18 protein-coding genes are annotated in these 21,138 nt (G+C 39.3%); 8 read left to right on the top strand and 10 right to left on the bottom strand.

Annotated elements, in window-relative coordinates; translation table 11 throughout:
- Positions 1-12 precede the first annotated feature (12 nt).
- Positions 13-822, bottom strand: coding sequence for a posphoenolpyruvate synthetase regulatory kinase/phosphorylase PpsR (gene ppsR / locus J8Z28_RS18165; protein ID WP_058584340.1), 810 nt, complete (start codon positions 820-822; stop codon positions 13-15).
- A gap of 152 nt (positions 823-974) precedes the next feature.
- Between ppsR and ppsA the strand changes: the two genes are divergently transcribed.
- Positions 975-3,350 (top strand): phosphoenolpyruvate synthase, encoded by a 2,376-nt coding sequence (gene ppsA / locus J8Z28_RS18160; RefSeq protein ID WP_250660682.1) that lies wholly within the window; start codon positions 975-977, stop codon positions 3,348-3,350.
- 392 nt (positions 3,351-3,742) lie between these two features.
- Here ppsA and J8Z28_RS18155 read toward each other — a convergent pair whose 3' ends face one another.
- Positions 3,743-3,952, bottom strand: a complete 210-nt coding sequence (locus J8Z28_RS18155; RefSeq protein WP_250660681.1) for a PGPGW domain-containing protein — start codon at positions 3,950-3,952, stop codon at positions 3,743-3,745.
- Positions 3,953-4,099: 147 nt separating this feature from the next.
- On the opposite strand from J8Z28_RS18155, the gene ydiJ reads away from it, so the two are divergent.
- The gene (gene ydiJ, locus J8Z28_RS18150) at positions 4,100-7,144 is read left to right on the top strand and encodes a D-2-hydroxyglutarate dehydrogenase YdiJ (RefSeq protein WP_250660680.1); all 3,045 of its coding nucleotides are present in this window, start codon (positions 4,100-4,102) and stop codon (positions 7,142-7,144) included.
- Between the two features lie 37 nt (positions 7,145-7,181).
- Here the strand turns inward: ydiJ and J8Z28_RS18145 are convergent, their stop codons facing one another.
- Positions 7,182-8,369, bottom strand: a complete 1,188-nt coding sequence (locus J8Z28_RS18145; RefSeq protein ID WP_250660679.1) for a cation:proton antiporter — start codon at positions 8,367-8,369, stop codon at positions 7,182-7,184.
- Positions 8,369-9,580 carry a tyrosine-type recombinase/integrase gene (locus tag J8Z28_RS18140; RefSeq protein ID WP_250660678.1) on the bottom strand — a complete coding sequence of 404 codons (1,212 nt, stop codon included), beginning with the start codon at positions 9,578-9,580 and terminating at the stop codon, positions 8,369-8,371. The genes J8Z28_RS18145 and J8Z28_RS18140 overlap by 1 nt, the downstream gene beginning before the upstream one ends.
- A gap of 134 nt (positions 9,581-9,714) precedes the next feature.
- On the opposite strand from J8Z28_RS18140, the gene J8Z28_RS18135 reads away from it, so the two are divergent.
- The 3 genes from J8Z28_RS18135 (at position 9,715) to J8Z28_RS18125 (ending at position 12,772) form a co-directional block, all read left to right on the top strand.
- Complete coding sequence (locus J8Z28_RS18135) at positions 9,715-10,269, top strand: lipid-binding SYLF domain-containing protein (RefSeq protein ID WP_250660677.1); 555 nt, start codon at positions 9,715-9,717, stop codon at positions 10,267-10,269.
- Between the two features lie 370 nt (positions 10,270-10,639).
- Positions 10,640-10,957, top strand: a complete 318-nt coding sequence (locus J8Z28_RS21975) for a hypothetical protein (protein ID WP_054563095.1) — start codon at positions 10,640-10,642, stop codon at positions 10,955-10,957.
- Positions 10,958-11,212: 255 nt separating this feature from the next.
- Entirely contained in the window at positions 11,213-12,772 is a 1,560-nt protein-coding gene (locus J8Z28_RS18125; protein ID WP_250660676.1) for a methyl-accepting chemotaxis protein, read from the top strand.
- Positions 12,773-12,783: 11 nt separating this feature from the next.
- Here the strand turns inward: J8Z28_RS18125 and J8Z28_RS18120 are convergent, their stop codons facing one another.
- From J8Z28_RS18120 to J8Z28_RS18100, 5 genes are all read right to left on the bottom strand, one after another.
- Entirely contained in the window at positions 12,784-13,833 is a 1,050-nt protein-coding gene (locus J8Z28_RS18120) for a patatin-like phospholipase family protein (protein WP_250660675.1), read from the bottom strand.
- A gap of 27 nt (positions 13,834-13,860) precedes the next feature.
- Positions 13,861-15,270, bottom strand: coding sequence for an alanine/glycine:cation symporter family protein (locus tag J8Z28_RS18115; protein ID WP_250660674.1), 1,410 nt, complete (start codon positions 15,268-15,270; stop codon positions 13,861-13,863).
- A 120-nt stretch (positions 15,271-15,390) separates the two neighbouring features.
- Positions 15,391-16,347, bottom strand: a complete 957-nt coding sequence (locus tag J8Z28_RS18110; RefSeq protein WP_250660673.1) for a patatin-like phospholipase family protein — start codon at positions 16,345-16,347, stop codon at positions 15,391-15,393.
- A 174-nt stretch (positions 16,348-16,521) separates the two neighbouring features.
- The gene (locus J8Z28_RS18105; RefSeq protein WP_175079959.1) at positions 16,522-17,517 is read right to left on the bottom strand and encodes an LLM class flavin-dependent oxidoreductase; all 996 of its coding nucleotides are present in this window, start codon (positions 17,515-17,517) and stop codon (positions 16,522-16,524) included.
- A 67-nt stretch (positions 17,518-17,584) separates the two neighbouring features.
- Positions 17,585-18,358 (bottom strand): siderophore-interacting protein, encoded by a 774-nt coding sequence (locus J8Z28_RS18100; RefSeq protein ID WP_250660672.1) that lies wholly within the window; start codon positions 18,356-18,358, stop codon positions 17,585-17,587.
- A 112-nt stretch (positions 18,359-18,470) separates the two neighbouring features.
- Here J8Z28_RS18100 and J8Z28_RS18095 point away from each other — a divergent pair, with 112 nt between their 5' ends.
- From J8Z28_RS18095 to J8Z28_RS18085, 3 genes are all read left to right on the top strand, one after another.
- Positions 18,471-18,905 (top strand): MarR family winged helix-turn-helix transcriptional regulator, encoded by a 435-nt coding sequence (locus tag J8Z28_RS18095; protein WP_054563088.1) that lies wholly within the window; start codon positions 18,471-18,473, stop codon positions 18,903-18,905.
- Positions 18,906-18,968: 63 nt separating this feature from the next.
- Positions 18,969-19,382, top strand: coding sequence for a LexA family protein (locus tag J8Z28_RS18090; protein WP_054552219.1), 414 nt, complete (start codon positions 18,969-18,971; stop codon positions 19,380-19,382).
- Entirely contained in the window at positions 19,370-20,626 is a 1,257-nt protein-coding gene (locus J8Z28_RS18085) for a Y-family DNA polymerase (RefSeq protein WP_250660671.1), read from the top strand. Before J8Z28_RS18090 ends, J8Z28_RS18085 begins: the two co-directional genes overlap by 13 nt.
- On the opposite strand, the gene ybaK is transcribed toward J8Z28_RS18085, so the two are convergent.
- The gene (ybaK, locus tag J8Z28_RS18080; protein WP_250660670.1) at positions 20,623-21,084 is read right to left on the bottom strand and encodes a Cys-tRNA(Pro) deacylase; all 462 of its coding nucleotides are present in this window, start codon (positions 21,082-21,084) and stop codon (positions 20,623-20,625) included. The genes J8Z28_RS18085 and ybaK overlap by 4 nt on opposite strands.
- Positions 21,085-21,138: the final 54 nt, after the last annotated feature.

Raw genomic sequence — 21,138 nt, 5'->3', positions numbered from 1 at the left:
ATACTAAATAAGTTAGTACTTACGTCTTTCAAGTCCAGTATCAGATATAATCTTTGCAGAAATTTCTTCTACTGAATGATGAGTTGAATTTAAAAATTGAATCTTCTGCTTTTTATAAAGCATTTCTACTTCACGTACTTCGATACGACACTGTTTTAAAGACGCATATTTTGAATTTGCCATACGACGCTGGCGAATATCGGCAAGGCGAACAGGGTCAATCGTTAAACCAAAAAGTTTATGTTTGTAAGCTTTTAAACACTCAGGCAGGGTGCCTCTTTCTAAATCATCTTCTGTTAGCGGGTAATTGGCTGCTTTAATACCATATTGTAATGCTAGGTATAAACTTGTGGGTGTTTTACCGCTTCGGCTAACACCCACTAAAATAATGTCAGCTTCAGAGTAGTTTTTAATGTTAGCGCCATCATCATTGGTCAACGCATAGTTAACCGCATCAATACGAAAATCATAACTTTTCTCGTGCATTGAATGCGTTCTATGAACCTTAGGTACCGGCGCAACTTTTAACTCTTGAGAAATTTTATCACTGTATTGTGATAAAAAGTCATAACACACCGCGCAAGACGATTTAATAATTTCACTTAGCTCGTGGTTAACAAAAGTGAAGAACACGAGTGGCTGTTCTCCATCACGTTGCGCTGTTGAATTAATTAAGTTCTTAACTTCAATTGCTTTTTTTTCAGTTTCAACAAAAGGAATTGTTTTGTGATTAAACTCAACAGGAAACATAGATAAGGTCGCATGACCAAAGACTTCAGAGGTGATTGCTGTTCCATCAGAAATATAAAATGCAGTTCTCATATTTAACCCTTTTATTACCTTTATCTGCAAAATAGGGGCTTCACGGTTTACGTGAGGTCTGTTGCCAGTGTAGAATGACTATGACCTTTTTAGAAGGTTTTCTTTCTTAACTCTCACAGTTAGTACTACAATTTGTTTATGGAGAAAGATCCGTGCAAGAATACGTTCTCTGGTATCAAGAGCTTGGTATGCAAGATGTTCCTCGTGTTGGCGGTAAAAACGCTTCACTAGGTGAAATGATCTCAAACCTAGCTAACGCTGGTGTTCAAGTGCCAGGTGGTTTCGCTACAACCGCTGATGCATTCAATGAGTTTCTAGAGCAATCTGGTTTAAACTCAAAAATCCACGATATTTTAGACACATTGGATGTGGATGATGTAAATACACTCGCTAAAGTCGGTGCCGAAATCCGCCAATGGATTATCGATACACCATTCCAACCAAACCTAGACCAAGCCATCCGCGACGCATATAGCCAACTACACGGCGACGCATCACAAGATGTTTCATTTGCAGTTCGCTCATCTGCTACAGCAGAAGACATGCCAGACGCTTCATTCGCAGGACAACAAGAAACGTTTTTAAACGTACGTGGTATTGATTCAGTAATGACTGCTATCAAACACGTGTTTGCCTCACTATTTAATGACCGCGCTATTTCTTACCGTGTTCACCAAGGTTATGACCATCGTGGTGTTGCACTTTCAGCTGGTATCCAACGCATGGTTCGTTCAGATAAAGCAGCTTCAGGTGTTATGTTCAGTATTGATACTGAATCTGGCTTTGAAGATGTTGTATTTGTAACTTCAAGCTATGGTCTTGGTGAAATGGTTGTACAGGGTGCTGTAAACCCAGATGAATTTTATGTTCATAAACCAACACTTGCTAACGGTAAGCCTTCAGTAGTTCGCCGTAATATTGGTTCAAAAGCAATCCAAATGATTTACTCTGCGGATGAATCACATGGTAAGCAAGTTGAAATTGTTGACGTTGATTCGTCGCTTTCAAACAAATTCTCAATCACAGATGCTGAAGTTCAAGAACTTGCAAAGCAAGCTGTGATCATCGAAAAGCACTACGGTCGTCCAATGGACATCGAGTGGGCAAAAGACGGTAACGACGGTAAGCTTTATATTGTTCAAGCTCGTCCAGAAACAGTTCGTTCCAACGAAGACGCTAACGTAATGGAGCGTTTCCAATTAAATGGTACAAGCACTGTTGTTGCTGAAGGCCGTGCGATTGGTCACAAGATTGGTTCAGGTACAGTACGCGTACTAGATTCAATTGATGAAATGGACAAAGTACAACAAGGTGACATTCTAGTTACTGACATGACTGACCCAGACTGGGAGCCAATCATGAAACGTGCCGCTGCGATTGTTACAAACCGTGGCGGTCGTACATGTCACGCGGCAATCATTGCTCGTGAATTAGGTATTCCTGCAGTTGTTGGTTGTGGTAATGCAACTGATTTAATTAAAGCAGGCCAAGATGTAACTGTTTCGTGTGCCGAAGGTGACACAGGTTATATCTACGAAGGTATTTTAGATTACGAAGTACTTACTTCACGTGTTGATGAAATGCCAGAGTTACCAATGAAAGTTATGATGAACGTAGGTAACCCTGATCGTGCATTTGACTTTGCACGCTTACCTCATGCAGGTGTTGGCCTTGCGCGTGTTGAATTCGTAATCAACCGTATGATTGGTGTTCACCCTAAAGCACTTCTTAACTTTGATGCTCAATCTGACGAGTTAAAAGCTGAAATCTCAGAAATGATGGCAGGTTATGAATCACCTGTAGAATTCTATATTTCTAAGCTTGTTGAAGGTATTGCAACACTAGGTTGTGCGTTTGCACCTGAGCGTGTCATTGTTCGTATGTCTGACTTTAAGTCAAACGAATATGCAAACCTTGTTGGCGGCCAGCAATATGAGCCGGAAGAAGAAAACCCAATGATTGGTTTCCGTGGTGCAGCACGTTATATCTCTGAAGATTTCCGTGACTGTTTCGCGTTAGAGTGTGAAGCGATTAAACGTGTTCGCAACGAAATGGGTATGACTAATATTGAAATCATGATCCCATTTGTTCGTACGCTTGAAGAAGGTAAGCGCGTTATTGAATTACTTGAAGAACATGGCCTTAAACGTGGCGAAAATGGTCTGAAAGTAATCATGATGTGTGAATTACCATCAAACGCGTTACTTGCAGATGAGTTCTTAGAATATTTTGATGGTTTCTCTATCGGTTCAAACGACTTAACTCAGTTAACATTAGGTCTTGACCGTGACTCAGGTTTAATTGCGCATCTATTTGATGAGCGTAACCCTGCAATCAAGAAACTATTATCAATGGCTATTCAAACTGCTAAAGCAAAAGGCAAATACGTAGGTATTTGTGGTCAAGGTCCTTCAGATCATGAAGACTTTGCAGCTTGGTTAGTTGAGCAGGGCATTGATTCTGTTTCTCTAAACCCAGATACAGTATTAGAAACTTGGTTATATCTTGCTAAGAAATTAGCCGACTAAGTACTTTATTTAATTAAAATAAAGATTCTGATATAAAAAATGCCAGCACTTAGCTGGCATTTTTGTTACTTCGAAGGGCGTGTTGTCCTTTTATGATTGATTTTGCAGCAGTGTGTTTGGTATTTAGGCAAGGCAGAGCCTGTGTAGTGTGGTTGTTCCACATAAATAGGTGATAACGCAGCATCAATGCCAAACACGTGCTGCCCTTCGGGTTCTTTCTAGGGGCGATTAACTCTTTGTTACCTACATGGATGTAGGTAAGGGGCGTGAGCAGGACGCGGTAGCTTTGCTCGATTTTTACTTAGCCCACTAGGTTGCAAATCTCGCGCCGCGATTAAATCGCCCCTAGAGTGAACAAAGTCTAATCTACAAAGGACAACACGCCCTTTAAATCAGCGAGCAAGTTTTTTATCAATATAGGCACATGACTTAGTCAGAGCCTTTTGGCTCAAGGTTAAATAATCACGCGCTTTAGGATAGTAAAAAGATAAACAGAAAAGTCCTGCAATAAAGAAGATCAGCGACGGTCCGGGAATAATGACAAAAACTAAACCCAATAACATGCACAAGGCACCTAAACTGATTAATGCAATTTTTTTCATCTGACTATCTCATTTGCTGCTTTAATACACAGTATAAAAGTATTGCCCCCGAAATCGATAAAAAGAGTGTTACAAACTGTAAAATCTTCAATTTATCTTAGCTATTAGCATGATATAATTTGCAAAATGCCTTAATTTATCACCGTCATGATAGCAACAATAAGCCAACAACAAGCCGCCACAGAACTCGTTTCTAATTACTTAGATACAATACAAAAACAAGGTTTTAGTGGTGATACCGATGCAAGCTTTTCTACACGTTTAAGTTTATCGACCGATAACAGCGTTTACCAACAGGTACCTCAAGGTGTCATCTTTCCAAAGTCAGCAAAAGACATACAACTTGCTATGCAAATTGCTTCACGTGATCCATTTTTATCACTGACTTTTGGTCCACGCGGAGGCGGTACAGGTACTAATGGACAATCGCTAACCCCGGGTATAGTTGTTGATTTATCTCGCTACATGCGTGAAATCTTAGAAATCAATGTCGAAGAAAACTGGGTGCGCGTGCAAACGGGTGTAATAAAAGACCAATTAAACGACTTTTTGCGTCCTTATGGTTTTTTCTTTGCGCCAGATTTATCAACAAGTAACCGTGCAACAATCGGTGGAATGATAAATACAGATGCATCAGGTCAAGGCTCTTTGGTTTATGGCAAAACAAGTGATCACGTTTTAGGACTGACAACTTATCTTGTTGATGGCACTGAAATGTCAACAACCCCTATGCCTGTTGAAAAGGCAAAATTAATTGCTGAACAAAACACCACTGTAGGTAAGTTATATAAAACAGTTCTCGAAATTGGCCTTGAGAATCGAGACGCTATTTTAGAAAAATTCCCACGCTTAAACCGTTTTCTTACCGGCTACGATTTAGAACATATTTTTTCTGATGATTTACAAACCTTTGATATGAGCCGATTAATTACAGGCTCCGAAGGTTCATTAGGTATTGTAACTGAAGCAAAACTAAATATTACGCCCATTGCTGAATTTAAAACATTAATCAATATTAAATACGATAGCTTTGATTCTGCACTTCGTCATTCACCATTTCTAGTTGCCGCAAATGCAACTTCTGTAGAAACAGTCGATAGCAAAGTACTTAACCTTGCTCGAGAAGATATTATTTGGCACTCAGTATCGGACTTAATAACCGATGTTGAAAACAAAGATATGCAAGGGCTCAACATGGTTGAGTTTAATGCGGTTTCACCAGAAGACATTAAAGATAAAGTAGACACTCTTTGTAAGCTACTCGATGAATGTGTTGAAAAACAAACTAATGGTGTGATCGGTTATCAGTTAACGAATGACAAAGCTGATATTTTAAATATTTATGCAATGCGTAAAAAATCAGTAGGCCTTTTAGGTAATGTAAAAGGCAGTCAAAAACCGTTAGCTTTTGCTGAAGATACTGCAGTACCTCCAGAAAACCTAGCAGATTTTATAGTGGAGTTTCGTGAACTTCTCGATAACCACAACCTACAATATGGTATGTTCGGTCATGTTGATGCCGGCGTATTACACGTAAGACCTGCACTAGATATGTGTGACCCTGAGCAAGAAAAATTACTTCGTCATATTTCAGATGAAGTCGTTAAACTGACTGCAAAATATGGCGGCTTGATGTGGGGTGAGCACGGCAAAGGATATCGAAGTGAATATGGCCCTGAATTTTTCGGCGAGCATTTATTTACACAACTTCGAAAAATCAAAGCGGCATTTGATCCAAATAACAGAGTAAACCCAGGTAAAATCTGTACGCCAATTGAAAGTAAAGAGTCACTCGTTTCTGTTGATGATCAAAAACGTGCCTGGTTCGACAAACAAATTTCTATCGATGTTAAAACAGAATTTAATAACGCGATGACCTGTAATGGTAATGGTCTGTGTTTTAACTACGATGAAAAATCACCAATGTGTCCATCTTATAAAGTAACAGGTGACCGCCGATATTCACCTAAAGGTCGCGCAAGTTTAATGCGCGAATGGTTGCGACTTCAAGAGTCTGAAAATATTGATTTACTCAATGTTGAAAAAGAATTAGTTAATGGTGAAGTAATCACTTGGTGGGAGCGCTATCAACATAGTCGCGATAAGAAAAAAGGTGTTTATGATTTCTCTCACGAAGTGAAAGAATCTATGGATGAATGTTTAGCTTGTAAAGCATGTACTACAGCATGCCCGATAAAAGTTGATGTACCAACATTCCGTTCACGCTTTTTAAATTTCTACCACAGTTATTATGCTCGTCCCGCTAAAGATTACTTAGTTGCAGGCATCGAACAAACTGCGCCGGTGATGGCAAAGTTTGCTAAAGTGGTAAATCCAATCGTAAATACAAAACTTGTTTCTGGTTTAATTAAAAATACCATTGGTTATGTTGATACGCCAAGCTTAAGCGTACCGCAACTTTCTAAACGTATTTCTAAAGATCAGCAATTTAATTTTGAATTACTTAATTCGCTTTCAACAGAACAACAAGCAGAGTATGTACTAATAGTTCAAGATCCATTCACTAGTTTTTACGAAGCTGAATTAGTCGAAAGCTTTATTAAAGTGATTAAAGCGCTAGGCAAAAAACCGATGTTATTACCATTCAGACCAAATGGTAAAGCTCAACATGTAAAAGGTTTTTTAAATGAATTTAAAACAACAGCAAAAAATGCAGCTGAGTTTTTAAATTCACTAAGTGAAATCAACGCTCCTTTAGTTGGGCTCGATGCATCTTTGGTTATGTGTTACAGAGATGAGTATGTCTCAATATTAAAAGATCAGCGTGGTGACTTTAAAGTTGAATTAGCTCATGAATGGCTTCAAACGCAAAACTTTAAACAAGTTAATCTTACCACTAAAACGAGTTCGCCATTTAAATTATTGAGTCATTGTACTGAAACAACAGCAATGCCGAATGCATCTAAAGTTTGGCAAACCATTTTTGCTGATTTAAATTTACAACTAGATACGACTAGTACAGGTTGTTGTGGTATGGCAGGAACCTATGGCCATGAAAAACAAAACCAAGAAAATTCACGCGCACTTTATGAAATGAGTTGGCAACCAATTATTTCTAATAATGAGCCTGAAACTATTTTAGCAACTGGGTTTTCTTGTCGTAGCCAAGTGAAACGCTATGAAAAATTTAAACCAAAGCATCCACTGCAATTAATTGCAGAGCTACTGTAAGTTTTAAAAAATAATAAAGGCGCTTAATGCGCCTTTTTTATTGGTAACTTTTTGCGATGGGCTTGGTGCTCATGCCATGAATAAACACACTAAATAAAATGGTTGTTAATGTTACGGTGGCAATTTGCTCTTTGTTTGTAATTGCTGTATCCATCACCATTAATGTGAAAACAATAGACGCCAAACCTCGTGGACCAAACCATGCAAATGTAAATTTGTCTTTGAAATTTAGATTAGTAAACATGAGTGAAAGTAGTACCGGCACAATTCTAAAAATCGTCACACTTAATATCGCATAAAAAACAATTGGCCAGGTAATATCATTCACAATTAAGTGACCACATACAAAACCGAATAAACACCAAATTAGTAGCGCAACGAATTCTGCGATATGCTCAGAGTCTTTAACTAATGTTGAACGTATTTTTTTAGGTGCTAAGTAATCAAATAAAAGTCCCGCAACAAAAACAGCTATAAAACCACTGCCATGAAAATTTTGTGTTAAAGAGAAAATGGCCATGACTAAACCAATCAACAAAAATGGACTGCTATTATTTGCAAAGTAATGACGTGCTAATGCAGTTTTTAAAAGTGGAATAAATACTGCCATCGACACGCCTGCAATAACCAGTGCAACACCTAACTCTCTTGCAAAAACAAGTAAAGTATCAATTGTCGTTACAGCACTTTCTGGGTTTTGAACTAATAAAAGTAAAACTAAAAAAATGGGAACGCAAAGGCCATCGTTCAAACCACTTTCCGTATTTATTCCTTCGCGAACTTTTTCTGGTACCGATGTACATTCTAAAATTCCTTTGCTAAGCGCAGCATCCGTTGGTGTTAAAATAATCGCGATCAAGGCAGATTGAAAAAGTGATAACTCCGAAAAGAAAAACAACCCACCAGCTACACCTAACAGTAAAGTCATCGTCAAAGCCACAAAAAGTAACAGGCTAGGGTACTGATAACTATGTTTTAATACGGGAAGTTTTGATTTGGCGGCATCGGTAAATAAAAAAATACTTAAGGTTAATTCAACCAAAGGTAAAATGTCACTGAGTCCGGCTTCGCCTAACTTAAACTCACTCGGTAAAAAGTAAGACATTGCAATTCCGACCAACACAAAAAACATTGGCCCGGTAATTTCTGTTCGCTCTAATTGCCGAATCGTCAGTGAGTAAAATAATAAAGCTAAACCGACTAACGCCAGTATTGTATATTCCATTAAACTTTCCTTTTTATTCCAGACTTTGCACGTTCTTTTATATTTGTTTGAATATAAATTTGATCTGTCGTAGCAATTTTTGCATGACCTAAATCTTCAGATAAATGCTTTAGCGGTCTTGTTTGAGCATCGTGTGTTGCACCAGTATGCCTTAACCAGTGAGCAGTCGCCGCTTCAAGTTGTTCCGCATCATCTTTAAAGCCGTCTTGTAAAAGAGATTGTTTTGCTAAGTCAAAACTTTGTTGTACCAAACGACGAATTTGACGAACAGTCATTCCACCTTTGCCACGAATTTTATGAACTAGCGGCTCAGCTTCATCAACACGGGGCAGGGCAGGTAAACCTCGGTAAAGCCTATAACGTTTTAGATATGATATAAAATCTTCACTTAAAGTAACATCACGTAATTTATTACCTTTACCCATAATTCTTAAAAACCAAAAACCATCATTATCTTGCCAAAAATGTGACATAACGGGCGACCACTGAGGGCGTTCTGATAACTCAGATATTCGTAAGTACAATCCTTTTAAGCAAGCAAGAGTGAATAAATTTCTTTCTAAATCAGGTTGTTGTTCACATAAATCCCGAGTAACACCAAAAACATATTCCCATTGAATATCACTGAGTGTATCGGGAATTTTAATTTGCGATTGCACCACTAAGTAAGGGCTATTCTTTTTAACAACCGGTACAAAGTTAGCAAAGGTTTTTTCTTCTAAAATTGCAAACTTATAAAAAACATTGAGTGCTGTAAACATAGCGGCGAGTGTTTGTTGGCTAGCTATATTTTCTTTTTTTATGAAAGGGCGCCAATTTGTATTGAGTCGTCTTATTCCTTGTTCATCTTTATAACGCCATTGCACTGAGTTTGACAACCAGGCCGAATCTGGTTCAACCATAAAATCAACATAGGCTTCGATATCTTCACGCTTTAGTTCAAAAACCGATTTCTCAGCGACTAACCATGACCATAAACAGAACCGCTCAAGCTCATTTCGAAATCGATTAAATGTGGCTTCTGATTTTCGGCCATACACATATAAAAACTGATAAAGAAAAACTAAGTCATTTTTTGATTCAGCAACAGTCAATCCAACGTGATGTATAAAGTTATCAAGTTCTGGATATTCTGTTGCAAGAGTATCATCTTCAAGATGGGCAATTTGGTAACGCAGTTGTTTTAGTGTATCGACGAGAGCAACGAGCATAATGATGTAATATCTTGTATAATAGCTAGTTATAAGATTACCATAAAGTCCGATACTGTCTAGTATTGGACTTAATATATCTTTAGTATTTGCAACATTAACTAGATTGCCATACTAATATTCAAGGAATATGTATGAAAAAGTTTATCGCTATTAGTTTAGTTTTAATCACTTCAATTTTAACCGGTTGTGCTACAACAGGCAGTGCATCTCCCGATGAAAAACGTGCTTTAGTACAAAGCATGAAAAACAATACATTAAGTGAGCTTTACACTCAAAAGCCTGATGTTAAACAACAAATTGCCAACTCTGCTGGTTATGCGGTTTTTGATAATGCCAATGTAAATGTTGTTTTAGCCAGTTTTGGCGGTGGCTATGGTGTTGTTAAAAACAACCTAACCGGTAAATCAACTTACATGAATATGGGTGAAGCGGGTTTAGGTCTAGGTTTAGGTGTTAAAGACTTTAATGTTGTGATGGTCTTTCATAACCAAGCAGCAGTAAATCGCTTTATTGAACATGGTTGGGCATTCGGAGGAAATGCAGATGCAGCAGCAAAATATGAAGATAAAGGTGGCGCTTTAGTTGCCGAAGCAATTGCAGACCAAGTAACTGTTTACTCTTTAACCGAAAATGGCCTTGCGGTACTGAAAGGCACTAAGTTTTGGGTAGATTCTGAGCTAAATTAAGCTATTTAAAACCCTTCTAAAAGTGGGCTAGTTAGCAACCTAACTCCCGCTTTTAATTATTTCACTTTATTTAACATAACGTAATTTATGGGTAGTTTTTATATTTTAATCTTTAGGTATAGGCTATTAAATTGACTAGTTTTCTAAATTCACATTTCTAATGATTTAATACTTAAAACTGCTGTTCATTTCAAACTTTTTATTTATCTATGCTATCAGAAATTTCGTATTTAATTCATAAGCCACTAATTTTACTTAATATTATTTCTTCATCTTATTATAGTAAGACTTTCGGGTTGGGCCATAAGGCTTAGGCCTCAATACCGCTCACGAATCACATTAGTCTAAACAATAATAACAAGGATTCATCATGAGGAAGTTTTTTCTAATCATCATAATTGGCTATTTCGCATGGGATTATTATGCAGTTAATTATGGGGGTATCTCACCAACACAAACGCTTCAAACAAAAATTATTGATCCCGTAAAATCAAATTACAGCCATAATCGAGATATCACAATATCTGATTATGAAAAGCCAGAGTATGAATGTGATGGCCGACAATATTGCAGCCAAATGAACTCTCTAGAAGAAGCGTTATTTTTTACTAAAAATTGCCCTAACACAAAGTTAGATCAAAGCCCTGGTGAAGCCCCCTGCCAGAGTGATTTTATTTTGCGAGATTAATGTATTTTAAAAATCAAGTTGGCTAAGTTTTACAATTTAGCTAACTTTTAACCCATCTACCCAACTTTTCTTAGTTAAATAATATTAACTTTTGTAACATAAAACCGGAATTTTCCTAGTTCTTTATCACGAATTTATCGCTAAATTGTTTATAAACATTAGTGTTCAAATTAACACTACCTCTTTCTAGTTCAGACTGTTTTTACTCCGCTAATTTACTTTCTGAACTTAAAGCTGTACTTGGGTGATTTTAACGTGAAACATAGAATTAATACCGATACCGAAGTTAAATTTTCTGAATCTGACATCCTCTTATCAACTACAGATTTACAAAGTCATATTACTTATGCCAATGATGAGTTTTGCAAAATAGCTGGTTTCACGCTAGACGAAATGCTAGGTAAGCCTCATAACCTTGTTCGTCACTCTGATATGCCAAAACTGGCTTTCGCTGATTTATGGCAACATCTAACAAATGGTCAATCTTGGATGGGGCCTGTTAAAAATCGCTGTAAAAATGGTGATTATTATTGGGTTAATGCCTTTGTAACACCGATTAAAGATAAAAGTGGTCGTACCGTTGAGTTTCAATCAGTCAGAACTAAACAAAGTGATGAGGTCGTACAAAGAGCGACCACTGAATACGCTAAAATAAACAATAATCAAAAATCTCATTCTACAGCAGCCAAGTTCGATGCCACTCTGTACATAAGTGCCCTATTATTCATTAGTTTTTTAGGTTCGCTGACTGCCGTTTTTAGCTCTGGGTTTGATATTTTTAATTGTCTACTAGTTCTATTTTTAGCATCAGCTAATGGGCTTATGTATTTTTGGCGTCAAAAATATTTAGCGCTTATAAATAAAGCAAAACAAGTGTTTGATAACCCTTTAATGGCCTACCTCTACTCTGGTACTAATGATCAATCTGGCTTTTTACATCTTGCCCTTGAGATGCAACAAGCTAAATTAAAAGCGGTTGTTGGTCGTGTAAATGATGTGACCATGGGCGTTAATCACAACGCGCAACAATGTGCAGAGTCTGGTCATAACGTGACTGAACTTTTAAATAAACAAACAGATGAAGTCTCTCAAATTGTTGTTGCCACAGAGCAAATGACGGCATCAATCAATGAGCTTTCATCGAGTACAATGCAATCTAATCAAGCTGCTGAAGAGTCAAACCAAGCAACCGAACAAGGCTCACTTGCGGTCAAACAAACGATAACTTCAATTAGTGAGCTTGATGAAAAACTCAAAGCAGCGAGTAGCCAAGTAGAAAACTTAATTGAAGGCAATCAACACATTGTTGCAATTTTATCTGAGATAAACGCCATTGCTGATCAAACTAATTTACTTGCTTTAAATGCGGCCATCGAAGCTGCCAGAGCAGGCGACCATGGCCGTGGCTTTGCCGTTGTTGCTGGTGAAGTACGTGCATTGGCCTCACGTACTCAGCAATCCACAGAAGAAATAAACAATGTATTAAATCAGCTCACACACGCCTCAAAACAAGCACAACTTGCCATGCAAGATGGACTTAATTTGTCGGCTAAAAGTGTTGAGCTTGCACATCAAAGTGGTGATAGTTTAGACCATATTAAAGCTCAGTCTATCAAACTAAGTGAACTCAATAGCATCATAGCGCATGCAATGAACGAACAACTAACAGCAAGCCAAGTTATTGCTACCAACTTAACGTCAGCACAAGACTTTGCTCATGAGTGTACAGAGCTTGGCCATACTTCGCAGCAACTTTGCGAAGCGCTCCTCAGTAAAGTGACAGAGCAAACTTCCTTGATTAATCAGTTTAAGTAGCGAAAGCAATACTATTTAATAAGCTTTATTTTCGGTGTGTGCTTATTAGTACACACCGCATCGAATGCTTCTGCTAGCCGTTCTGTTTCTTTGAATACCTGCTGCCAATATTTAATGCGTGTATCAGCATCAAGTTCTGTAAAGTCTTTACGATCAGGGATTTTGCCATAAGGTAATGAAGCAACAAAGTCAGCTGATGGAGTGATCATCACTACGTTATCATAGTTACTCGGGGTAATACCACGCTTTAGGCTCTTATCAAACCAACCTGCTTTAGGGCTGTTATTAAAATGCGGATATAAAATAAGCCCGTCATTATGAATACTTAAGTCAAAGTGATAATCGATAATACCGCCATCACGATACATACCAGGCGGTGTTCCTGTTATATTTTTAATACCCTGCATGACTAATGGAATAGAGCCTGAAGCAAGTAACGCATCCGCTAAATTATCTTCGCTTAGCTCAATAGTATGGGTATTGAAAGTATTATTATCGGAAAAAGATAACTGACTATCCGCAGGCTGAAATACATAACGTTCATATTGCTTACTTAACAAACGTCTATTCATTCGATTGACTAAGTAGCTTTTAGATAAACCCATTAACTGCATCACTTTGTTTTCTGATGCTGTAAAGCCATTCGATTTTGCAACTATAAAGTGGGCTTTAAAAATAGGGTTGTTAATGATTTCTTGAATACCATTTTCAGCAAAAACTGTGCTTAACAACTCTCGCGCTTTTGTTGTTATTTCTTCTGGTTTTGCTTTATTCGATGAATAGCGTGTTTCAGAGTAAGACTTTGCTAATCGAGATATTGCAGCAACAGGGTCATTTTGTGCAAAACAAGCAGATCTAAATGCCCCGGCACTTGATCCTAATAAGTTTAAAGGTGTGGTACGGCCTTTAAAAAATTCACCAAATAGATATTTATCCAAACCAAATAATGTAAACCACTTGGGCCCGCCGCTTGCTCCTAAAAAGGTATTAAACAAATCGGCAGACAGGCCTTGCTCTTGAATTACTTTTGCAGCACTAGGCCCTGCATAAATATCTATCATGGTTACTTTTCTCGTTATTGTTTTAGCTTATTTGCGCCAAATCCCTTGTTCTGTTTGACCTTGAACCTGCACTTTTTCAGAATCAAAACTCGGTTCTTGCCCTGCTTCACGTTGACTATGATAGTCTTTTGTCACAGATAAGATGGTTGGCGTTAAGCGTATGATAGCGATAACGTTCACCACTGTCATTAAACCTAAAGCAATGTCTGCAAGATCCCACACCTGTTTAATGGTGGCCGATGCGCCCCAAATCATCATTGATAAATATAAACAGGTATAAATACCTCGGCCGAGTTTATTATCTAGTTTAAATAAATGTAGGTTACTTTCTGCATAGGCATAGTTTGCAACCACAGAAGTAAATGCAAATAAACAAATTGCAGCTGCCACAAAATAAATGCCCCCAGCGGCCATATGTGCTGTCATCGCAGATTGAGTTAAGCGTATTCCTTCCATTTCGCCACTAATATCAATGTCAGCTAATAAAATAATCACTGCCGTACAGCTACACAGCACAATGGTATCGAAAAACACCCCTAGCATTTGAATGTAGCCTTGAGTGACTGGGTGATTTGGTACGGGTGATGCACAGCCAGATGCATGCGGCACACTCCCCGCTCCGGCTTCATTCGAATAAAGCCCTCGCTGAATACCATTTTTAATTGCTGCGCCCATTGCCCCTGCGCCGGCCTCTTGTAAGCCAAAAGCGGAGAGTAAAATATCTTCAATCATCGCAGGCACTTTACCGATATTCAATAAAGTAATAATAATGGCGGCGAGTACAAATAATATGCCCATGACTGGTACAATGCGTTCAGCAAAGCGGGCAATAGCTTTAAAGCCACCTAAAATAATAGAGCCTGCCAGTATCGTGATCACAATACCTGAATACAAAGTTGGAATTTCAAATGCGTAATTAAGGGCATCGGTAATGGTATTCGTTTGCATGGCACTAAACGTAAAGCCATAACCAAGGAATAAGCAAAAAGCAAAACACACTGCAAGCGCTCTGCTGTCTAAGCCTTGCTGAATATAATAAGCAGGACCGCCTCTAAACTCGCCATTGGCATCCCTAACTTTATAGACTTGCCCAAGTACGCTCTCAGCAAAACCAGTGGCCATGCCCAAAATGGCAATCACCCACATCCAAAATATTGCACCGCTGCCCCCTAACGAAATTGCAACGGCAACCCCTGCAAGGTTACCAGTACCTACACGTGCTGAAAGACCTGTACATAAAGCTTGAAACGAACTGATTGAGTTTTTATCGGTGCTGCTACTCGACTTTAATAGGCTGAACATATGGCGAAACTTAACTAATTGAATCGCTTTTAGCCTTACCGAAAACCAGATCCCAGCAAACAGAAGAATATAGATAAGAATTTGGCCTTCTCCCCAAAGAAGACCATTGATTGTCGATACAGCACTGTTAAACATGGTAAGCCTTTATTGTTCTTGTAGATAAAAAATCACAAAAAATGAATAGCTAACCACTTTAACTCTATTTACAAATATCTCAAGTAGGCAATGGGATTAATTAACTGAGCCTGCTACCAACTAATTTAGCAGTTGTTGCTGTAAAAAGGCACGACCTGCCGCTAAACCTAATTTGTGATCATAACGAAGATCATAGTCTGTGCTACCCAGTAGCTTACTGCGTAATTTATCGCCTGCAAAAATTTGCGTGATACGGGCATCACTTGGTGGGTTGGCAATGAAATCCAGTTCATCTTGATAAGCTTGTTCGTGTTGAACCAAGTAATCAATGGTTTTAGGGCAATAACCTGATACGCAAACCAGTGACTTTAACTTATTTACCCATTCAGATTGTACTTGAAAGTTTTCATCAACAGTTCTAATAACCACAATATCACGAGCACCACGGTTATAAGCTTCTTTCACAGGTAAAGGTGCAGCTAAGCCACCATCTAAATACATATCATGCACTAAATCAGTATTAGAGCTTTGAATAATGGCATCGTTTGCGGCCTTTGTTGTTAACCAAGGTGTTAAGTTAACGCCGTCTTTATATAAAAAGGGTAATGCGCTTGATGCTTTTAACAAGGCCAACCATTGTGTATCTTCACCATTTGGGCTCAAGTAATAGGGTTTACGGTCAGCCGCGTTTGTGGTTGTAATCAACAGTTCGCGTTTACCTAGGCTTTGTGTTGCTGTTTTAAAATCAAGGGCACGGTTTACCTCTTTGGTTTTATCAAAATACCAATCAAGGTCAACAATGCTTTTACCAAACAGCCCGCGGCCAAGTTGGAAAAAACGTTTATGACGAGAAAGGCCTCTGATCAAACGTTTTGCATAGCCTTTTTGACGCGCTAAATAACTTGTTAAGTTTTGTGAGCCTGCTGATGTACCAATGAATAAATCGAATGGATCATAATTATTTTCTAACCACACATCGAGTACACCTGCGGTAAAAATCCCTCGTTGCCCACCACCCTCAGCGATTAATGCTGTTTTTGTTTGTGGTTCTACTGCGGCAATTGTTTGAGATTTCACGGTGCACCTTCCTAGGGTAATAGTTAATAAATGTATTGTATAAAGTTAAATTCAATCCTTAAAACGGATTATATAAATTGATTTAATCTATAAAACCGTTTAATAAATGAGTGTCAGGGCTTAAGCAATGCGCATAAAAACTCATTACACGCATTAACTATATGCTAAACCGTATTAGTGCATGATGCTTGCTAATATTTCCAGCGCATGTTGTCTGTCACTCAATTCATACAGGTCATTTGTAAAAATAAACTCATCAACCTGTAGCGTTTGTTTAATCATACTCAGCTTATGCTTAACGCTCGCTTGACCGCCAACAACTGAAAGCCCTAAAAAGCTTTCTACTTGCATTTTTTCTTGCGCTGTCCACAATCCTTCCATTGTTGCAACAGGCTCTTTAAGCCAAAGTGGCTTGCCGCGCATAAGTGCTAAGATACGTTGTTTCGCTGTGGTTGCTAAAAACTGTGCTTGTTCGTCGGTGTCAGCGGCAACAACAGGCAAACCAAGCATGACGTATGGCTTATCTAATACCTCAGATGGTTGAAATTCTCTGCGATACAATGCTATGGCATCTTCAACAAAGCGTGGCGCAAAATGACCCGCAAATGCATATGGCAAACCTTTTTTAGCAGCAAGCCCAGCACTATAAAGGCTTGAGCCCAGTAACCAGATTGGGACATTAGTGTCTTCACCTGGGATTGCGCGTACTGGAGAGTCACCTTTATATGGGCCAAGTAAAGCTTGCAGCTCCGTTACTTCATCATTGAAGTGTTCAGCGCGTTGTTCGTCACGGCGCAAAGCACGGCTGGTAATTGGGTCACTACCTGGTGCTCGGCCTAAACCTAAATCAATGCGACCGGGGTATAAACTCTCTAGGGTGCCAAATTGCTCAGCAACCACCAGCGGTGGATGGTTAGGTAACATCACCCCACCTGCACCTACGCGGATATTCTGAGTTTTACCTGCGATATGACCTATTAGTACTGAAGTTGCGGCACACACGATACCGCGCATATTATGATGCTCTGCCATCCAAAACCGATTAAAACCCAGTTTGTCGGCTGTTTGTGCATAGGTAACACTGTTAGCTAGTGTTTGCGAAACGGTTTCATGCTCTTTCATTGGGCTCAATTCAAGCAATGAAAAAGGTGTGTTGCTAAGATCTGACATTCGCTCTCCAAAGTTTAACTCTTTATACTTAGTTAATGAGAGCGAATGGCTATTTTTCAAATGCTAATTAGGCACGGCTTTGTTGCTGTTTTTCCACCTTTAGGCCATCGGCATCAATACCACGCTTCCAATAGGCCGATGCAACTATGTGTTCACGATCAATTTCAAAACTGCTTGTAATTAAACGGCGAATTGCCTTCACCAAATTTGCTTCTAGCGCCATAAACACCATAGGTTGCGTGTTATAACCTGCGCATAAGCGTGTTATTTGGTCGAGTAGATCGGTTTCTGGCTCATCTGTAACTAACCATTCAACACTGTGTTGGGTATGTGTTTTAATTTGCTCAAGTTCAATGATGTCGGCTTTATCAGCAACATGAATAATGACATCGACAGTGGCATCTTGTGGCAGGGCTTGTAAGTAGCCATTGATTGCATTTACAGAGGTTAAATCTGCCAGCATTAAATAATGTGTTTGCGTAAAATCAGTGAGTTTTTTAGGGCCTGGGCCTGCTATGCCTACCTCGTCGCCTACACACGCATTTTGTGCCCAGTTGGTTGCCACGCCTTGATGTTGGTTAACCACAAAGTCGAGGGTAATTGCACCGTTAATTGGGTTGATATCACGAATAGTGTAAGAGCGCATTAATGCAGGATGCTCAGCGTGTAAATCAAGTTCAACCTTAGATTCACCGGCATGCGGGAGTAATACCTTTACGTACGCACCTTTTGCATCTTGTGGAAAATCGGCAAACTCCTCTGAGCCAACAACAATTCTTTGTAGATGCGGGGAAATACGTGTAGTACTTAATACGTTTGCACGACGAACTTTTCTAGCCATCTTGGTCTCCTAGCTGGTTAAATTGCACAACGCCCCAATAGTTGATATAGTCAACTATACGCTTTTAATTGACTTTGTCAACTAATGCAAACTTGCTTAACTTAGGTGAACCATGCCACAAACCTCTCTTTCTTCTGCTTTATTTACACTGGCACAAAGTTACCGTGTCACTGTTCGCGAAGCCATTAACGCCAACGAGCTTGGTCTTAACGCACTGCATGTACGCTGCTTACATATCATTGCCGAAACACAGCACTGTACTGCCAATGATATTGTTGCCAAAACAGGTCGTGATAAAGCACAAATAGCACGCTTAGTAAAAGAGCTTATAAAGCTTGAACTGGTTTCTAAATGTGCTGACGAAAATGACAAACGCTGTTTAATTTTATCCTTTACTGATCAAGGTAACGCCCTGTTCTCGCGTTTAGAAGTTGCAGAGCAAGAGGTTGATGCCAAACTTTGCCACGGTTTAACTGATCAGCAAGTACGTGATTTTATCGCTATTGCCACAACCATGATCGAAAATATCAATCACAACACCCCGTGATCTTATTGGCAAGATAACCACAAACCACTATACTGTACAAATGTACAGTGTAGTGGTTTTGTTATGCGTGTTATTCCTATTTATATCGAAGCTGGCGTATGTGGTTTTGAATCACCGGCAGCACAATACAAAGAGCTAGGCTTATCATTAGATCAGCTATTGATTAAACACCCTGATGCAACATTTATTGGTATTGCCTCTGGCGAATCAATGCAAGGTGTGGGGATTTTTGATGGTGACTTATTACTGGTTGATCGCGCCGAAGATGTTAAAAATGGCGATGTCATTGTCGCGAATCTAAATGGTTTATTTGTTTGTAAGCTATTAGATAAACACAATGCACAGTTATTATCAGCCTCACCTAAATACCCCGCAGTGCAACTACGCCAATCGGATGAATTTCAATTAGAAGGCGTGGTCACTCGCTCAATTCGCTTACATCGCAGTAGTAAAGAGCTATTAGCATGTACGCCTTAGTCGATGCGGTGGCCTTTTATGCCAGCGCCGAAAAAGTGTTTGACCCAGCTATTCGTAGTAAACCGGTTGTGGTCCTCACTAACAACGATGGCTGTATTTGTGCCGTGTGCCCTATTGCACGAAAGCTGGCTATTCCAAAATTTCAGCCTTATTTTCAAGTAAAGAAAATACTCGAAGATAACCAAGTGGTGATCCGCTCATCTAACTATGAGCTGTATGCGGATTTAAGCGAGCGGATGATGAACGTGATTGGCCGCTTTTGCGATAATCAACACATATACTCTATTGATGAATCATTTTTAAACTTTACTGGTTTCAACAAGCTTATCCATGATTGGCATCGTTATGGCCATGATATTCGCCGTACCGTATGGCGCGAAACAAAGCTACCTGTTGGGGTTGGATTTGGCCCAACAGCAACCCTAGCCAAAGCCGCCAATCATGCGGCGAAAAAACTCCCCGGCTTTGATGGCGTTGCAGTGATTGACTCAGAAGCTTCACGGGTAGCCATTTTAAAAGCCATGGACGTACAAGATGTTTGGGGCGTTGGTCGACGCTTAGCTAAAAAACTCAAAGCAATGAATATTAATACAGCCTTTGATTTAGCCGAGCAAGACCCACGAAAAATGAAACGCCTATTTAGTATTGTATTAGAGCGCACAGTGAACGAGTTACGGGGTAAAAGCTGTTTAGCCTGGGATGAAGTACGCCAAGACAAAAAAGAGATTTTTTCGACCCGTAGTTTTGGAGAGCGTATCACTGACGCCACAGCACTGAAAACGGCACTGATCAATCATTGTGTCATTGTAGCAAGAAAACTACGTGCGCAAGGCTCACACACTCAACGCTTATTAATGTTTGTGGCCAGTTCTCCTCACCAAGATGGCTATTATAAAAAGTCCTATATTTATGAGTTTAGTGTCGCCACCGCCGATAGTTGCGTGTTTGCCAATGCTATCAGCGAGGTATTTGATCATCTCTATAAACCTGGGGTACGATTTTATAAATGTGGTGTAGGTGCTCTTGAGTTATCAAGCCAAATGTTTCAGCAGCCTGATCTATTTCAAGCGCCTATCGATAACCCAAAACTGATGAAGTGTCTTGATAGCATTAACACCCGTTATGGCGTGGGTACCCTTGCCATAGCCAGCGAAACTCCAACGACCCGTTGGCATATGAAGCGCGCGTACTTATCGCCTCATTACACAACCCGCTGGCATAACCTACCAAAAATACATTGCTAAAAGTCTGCCAGCTTAGCATTTAATAAACTGCATAAATCCTTAGGTGCCAAAGCAATCTCAAGGCCTCGTTTACCTGCTGAAACATACATCACATCAAAGCTATCTGCAGATTGATGCACATAGGTATTAAGGCGCTTTTTCTGACCTAGCGGGCTCACCCCACCTAAAATATAACCTGTGGTATTTTCGACTTTTTGTTGTGGAGCCATCTGTACTTTTTTAACCTTTGCCACTTTTGCTAGCATTTTAAGGTTAACTTGCTGGCTAACTGGCACAATAGCAACCAAAAGCTGGTGGTCAGCATCTTCAAGTACTAATGTTTTAAATACTTGCTCAGCAGGTAGCTTAAGCTTTTCAACCGCTTCAAGGCCAAACTGTTGTTGCGAAGGCTCATGCTGATAGCTGAGCACATCAAAACTAATACCTTTCTTCTTCAGTAAGTTTATAGCCGGCGTCATTGATTTTCCTATAACTAATTAATTAGCAGTCACTTTATGAAACATACCGTGAAC

Source organism: Pseudoalteromonas sp. SCSIO 43088 (assembly GCF_023650795.1).
In the GTDB taxonomy this organism is placed as follows: domain Bacteria; phylum Pseudomonadota; class Gammaproteobacteria; order Enterobacterales; family Alteromonadaceae; genus Pseudoalteromonas; species Pseudoalteromonas shioyasakiensis.
This window is presented reverse-complemented; position numbering and strand designations above follow the sequence as displayed.

Coding starts and splice junctions, on each gene's coding strand:
- ppsR (WP_058584340.1), bottom strand. CDS start 822: ATGAGAACTGCATTTTATATTTCTGATGGAACAGCAATCACCTCTGAA.
- J8Z28_RS18155 (WP_250660681.1), bottom strand. CDS start 3,952: ATGAAAAAAATTGCATTAATCAGTTTAGGTGCCTTGTGCATGTTATTG.
- ydiJ (WP_250660680.1), top strand. CDS start 4,100: ATGATAGCAACAATAAGCCAACAACAAGCCGCCACAGAACTCGTTTCT.
- J8Z28_RS18145 (WP_250660679.1), bottom strand. CDS start 8,369: ATGGAATATACAATACTGGCGTTAGTCGGTTTAGCTTTATTATTTTAC.
- J8Z28_RS18140 (WP_250660678.1), bottom strand. CDS start 9,580: ATGCTCGTTGCTCTCGTCGATACACTAAAACAACTGCGTTACCAAATT.
- J8Z28_RS18135 (WP_250660677.1), top strand. CDS start 9,715: ATGAAAAAGTTTATCGCTATTAGTTTAGTTTTAATCACTTCAATTTTA.
- J8Z28_RS21975 (WP_054563095.1), top strand. CDS start 10,640: ATGAGGAAGTTTTTTCTAATCATCATAATTGGCTATTTCGCATGGGAT.
- J8Z28_RS18120 (WP_250660675.1), bottom strand. CDS start 13,833: ATGATAGATATTTATGCAGGGCCTAGTGCTGCAAAAGTAATTCAAGAG.
- J8Z28_RS18115 (WP_250660674.1), bottom strand. CDS start 15,270: ATGTTTAACAGTGCTGTATCGACAATCAATGGTCTTCTTTGGGGAGAA.
- J8Z28_RS18105 (WP_175079959.1), bottom strand. CDS start 17,517: ATGTCAGATCTTAGCAACACACCTTTTTCATTGCTTGAATTGAGCCCA.
- J8Z28_RS18100 (WP_250660672.1), bottom strand. CDS start 18,358: ATGGCTAGAAAAGTTCGTCGTGCAAACGTATTAAGTACTACACGTATT.
- J8Z28_RS18095 (WP_054563088.1), top strand. CDS start 18,471: ATGCCACAAACCTCTCTTTCTTCTGCTTTATTTACACTGGCACAAAGT.
- J8Z28_RS18090 (WP_054552219.1), top strand. CDS start 18,969: ATGCGTGTTATTCCTATTTATATCGAAGCTGGCGTATGTGGTTTTGAA.
- J8Z28_RS18085 (WP_250660671.1), top strand. CDS start 19,370: ATGTACGCCTTAGTCGATGCGGTGGCCTTTTATGCCAGCGCCGAAAAA.
- ybaK (WP_250660670.1), bottom strand. CDS start 21,084: ATGACGCCGGCTATAAACTTACTGAAGAAGAAAGGTATTAGTTTTGAT.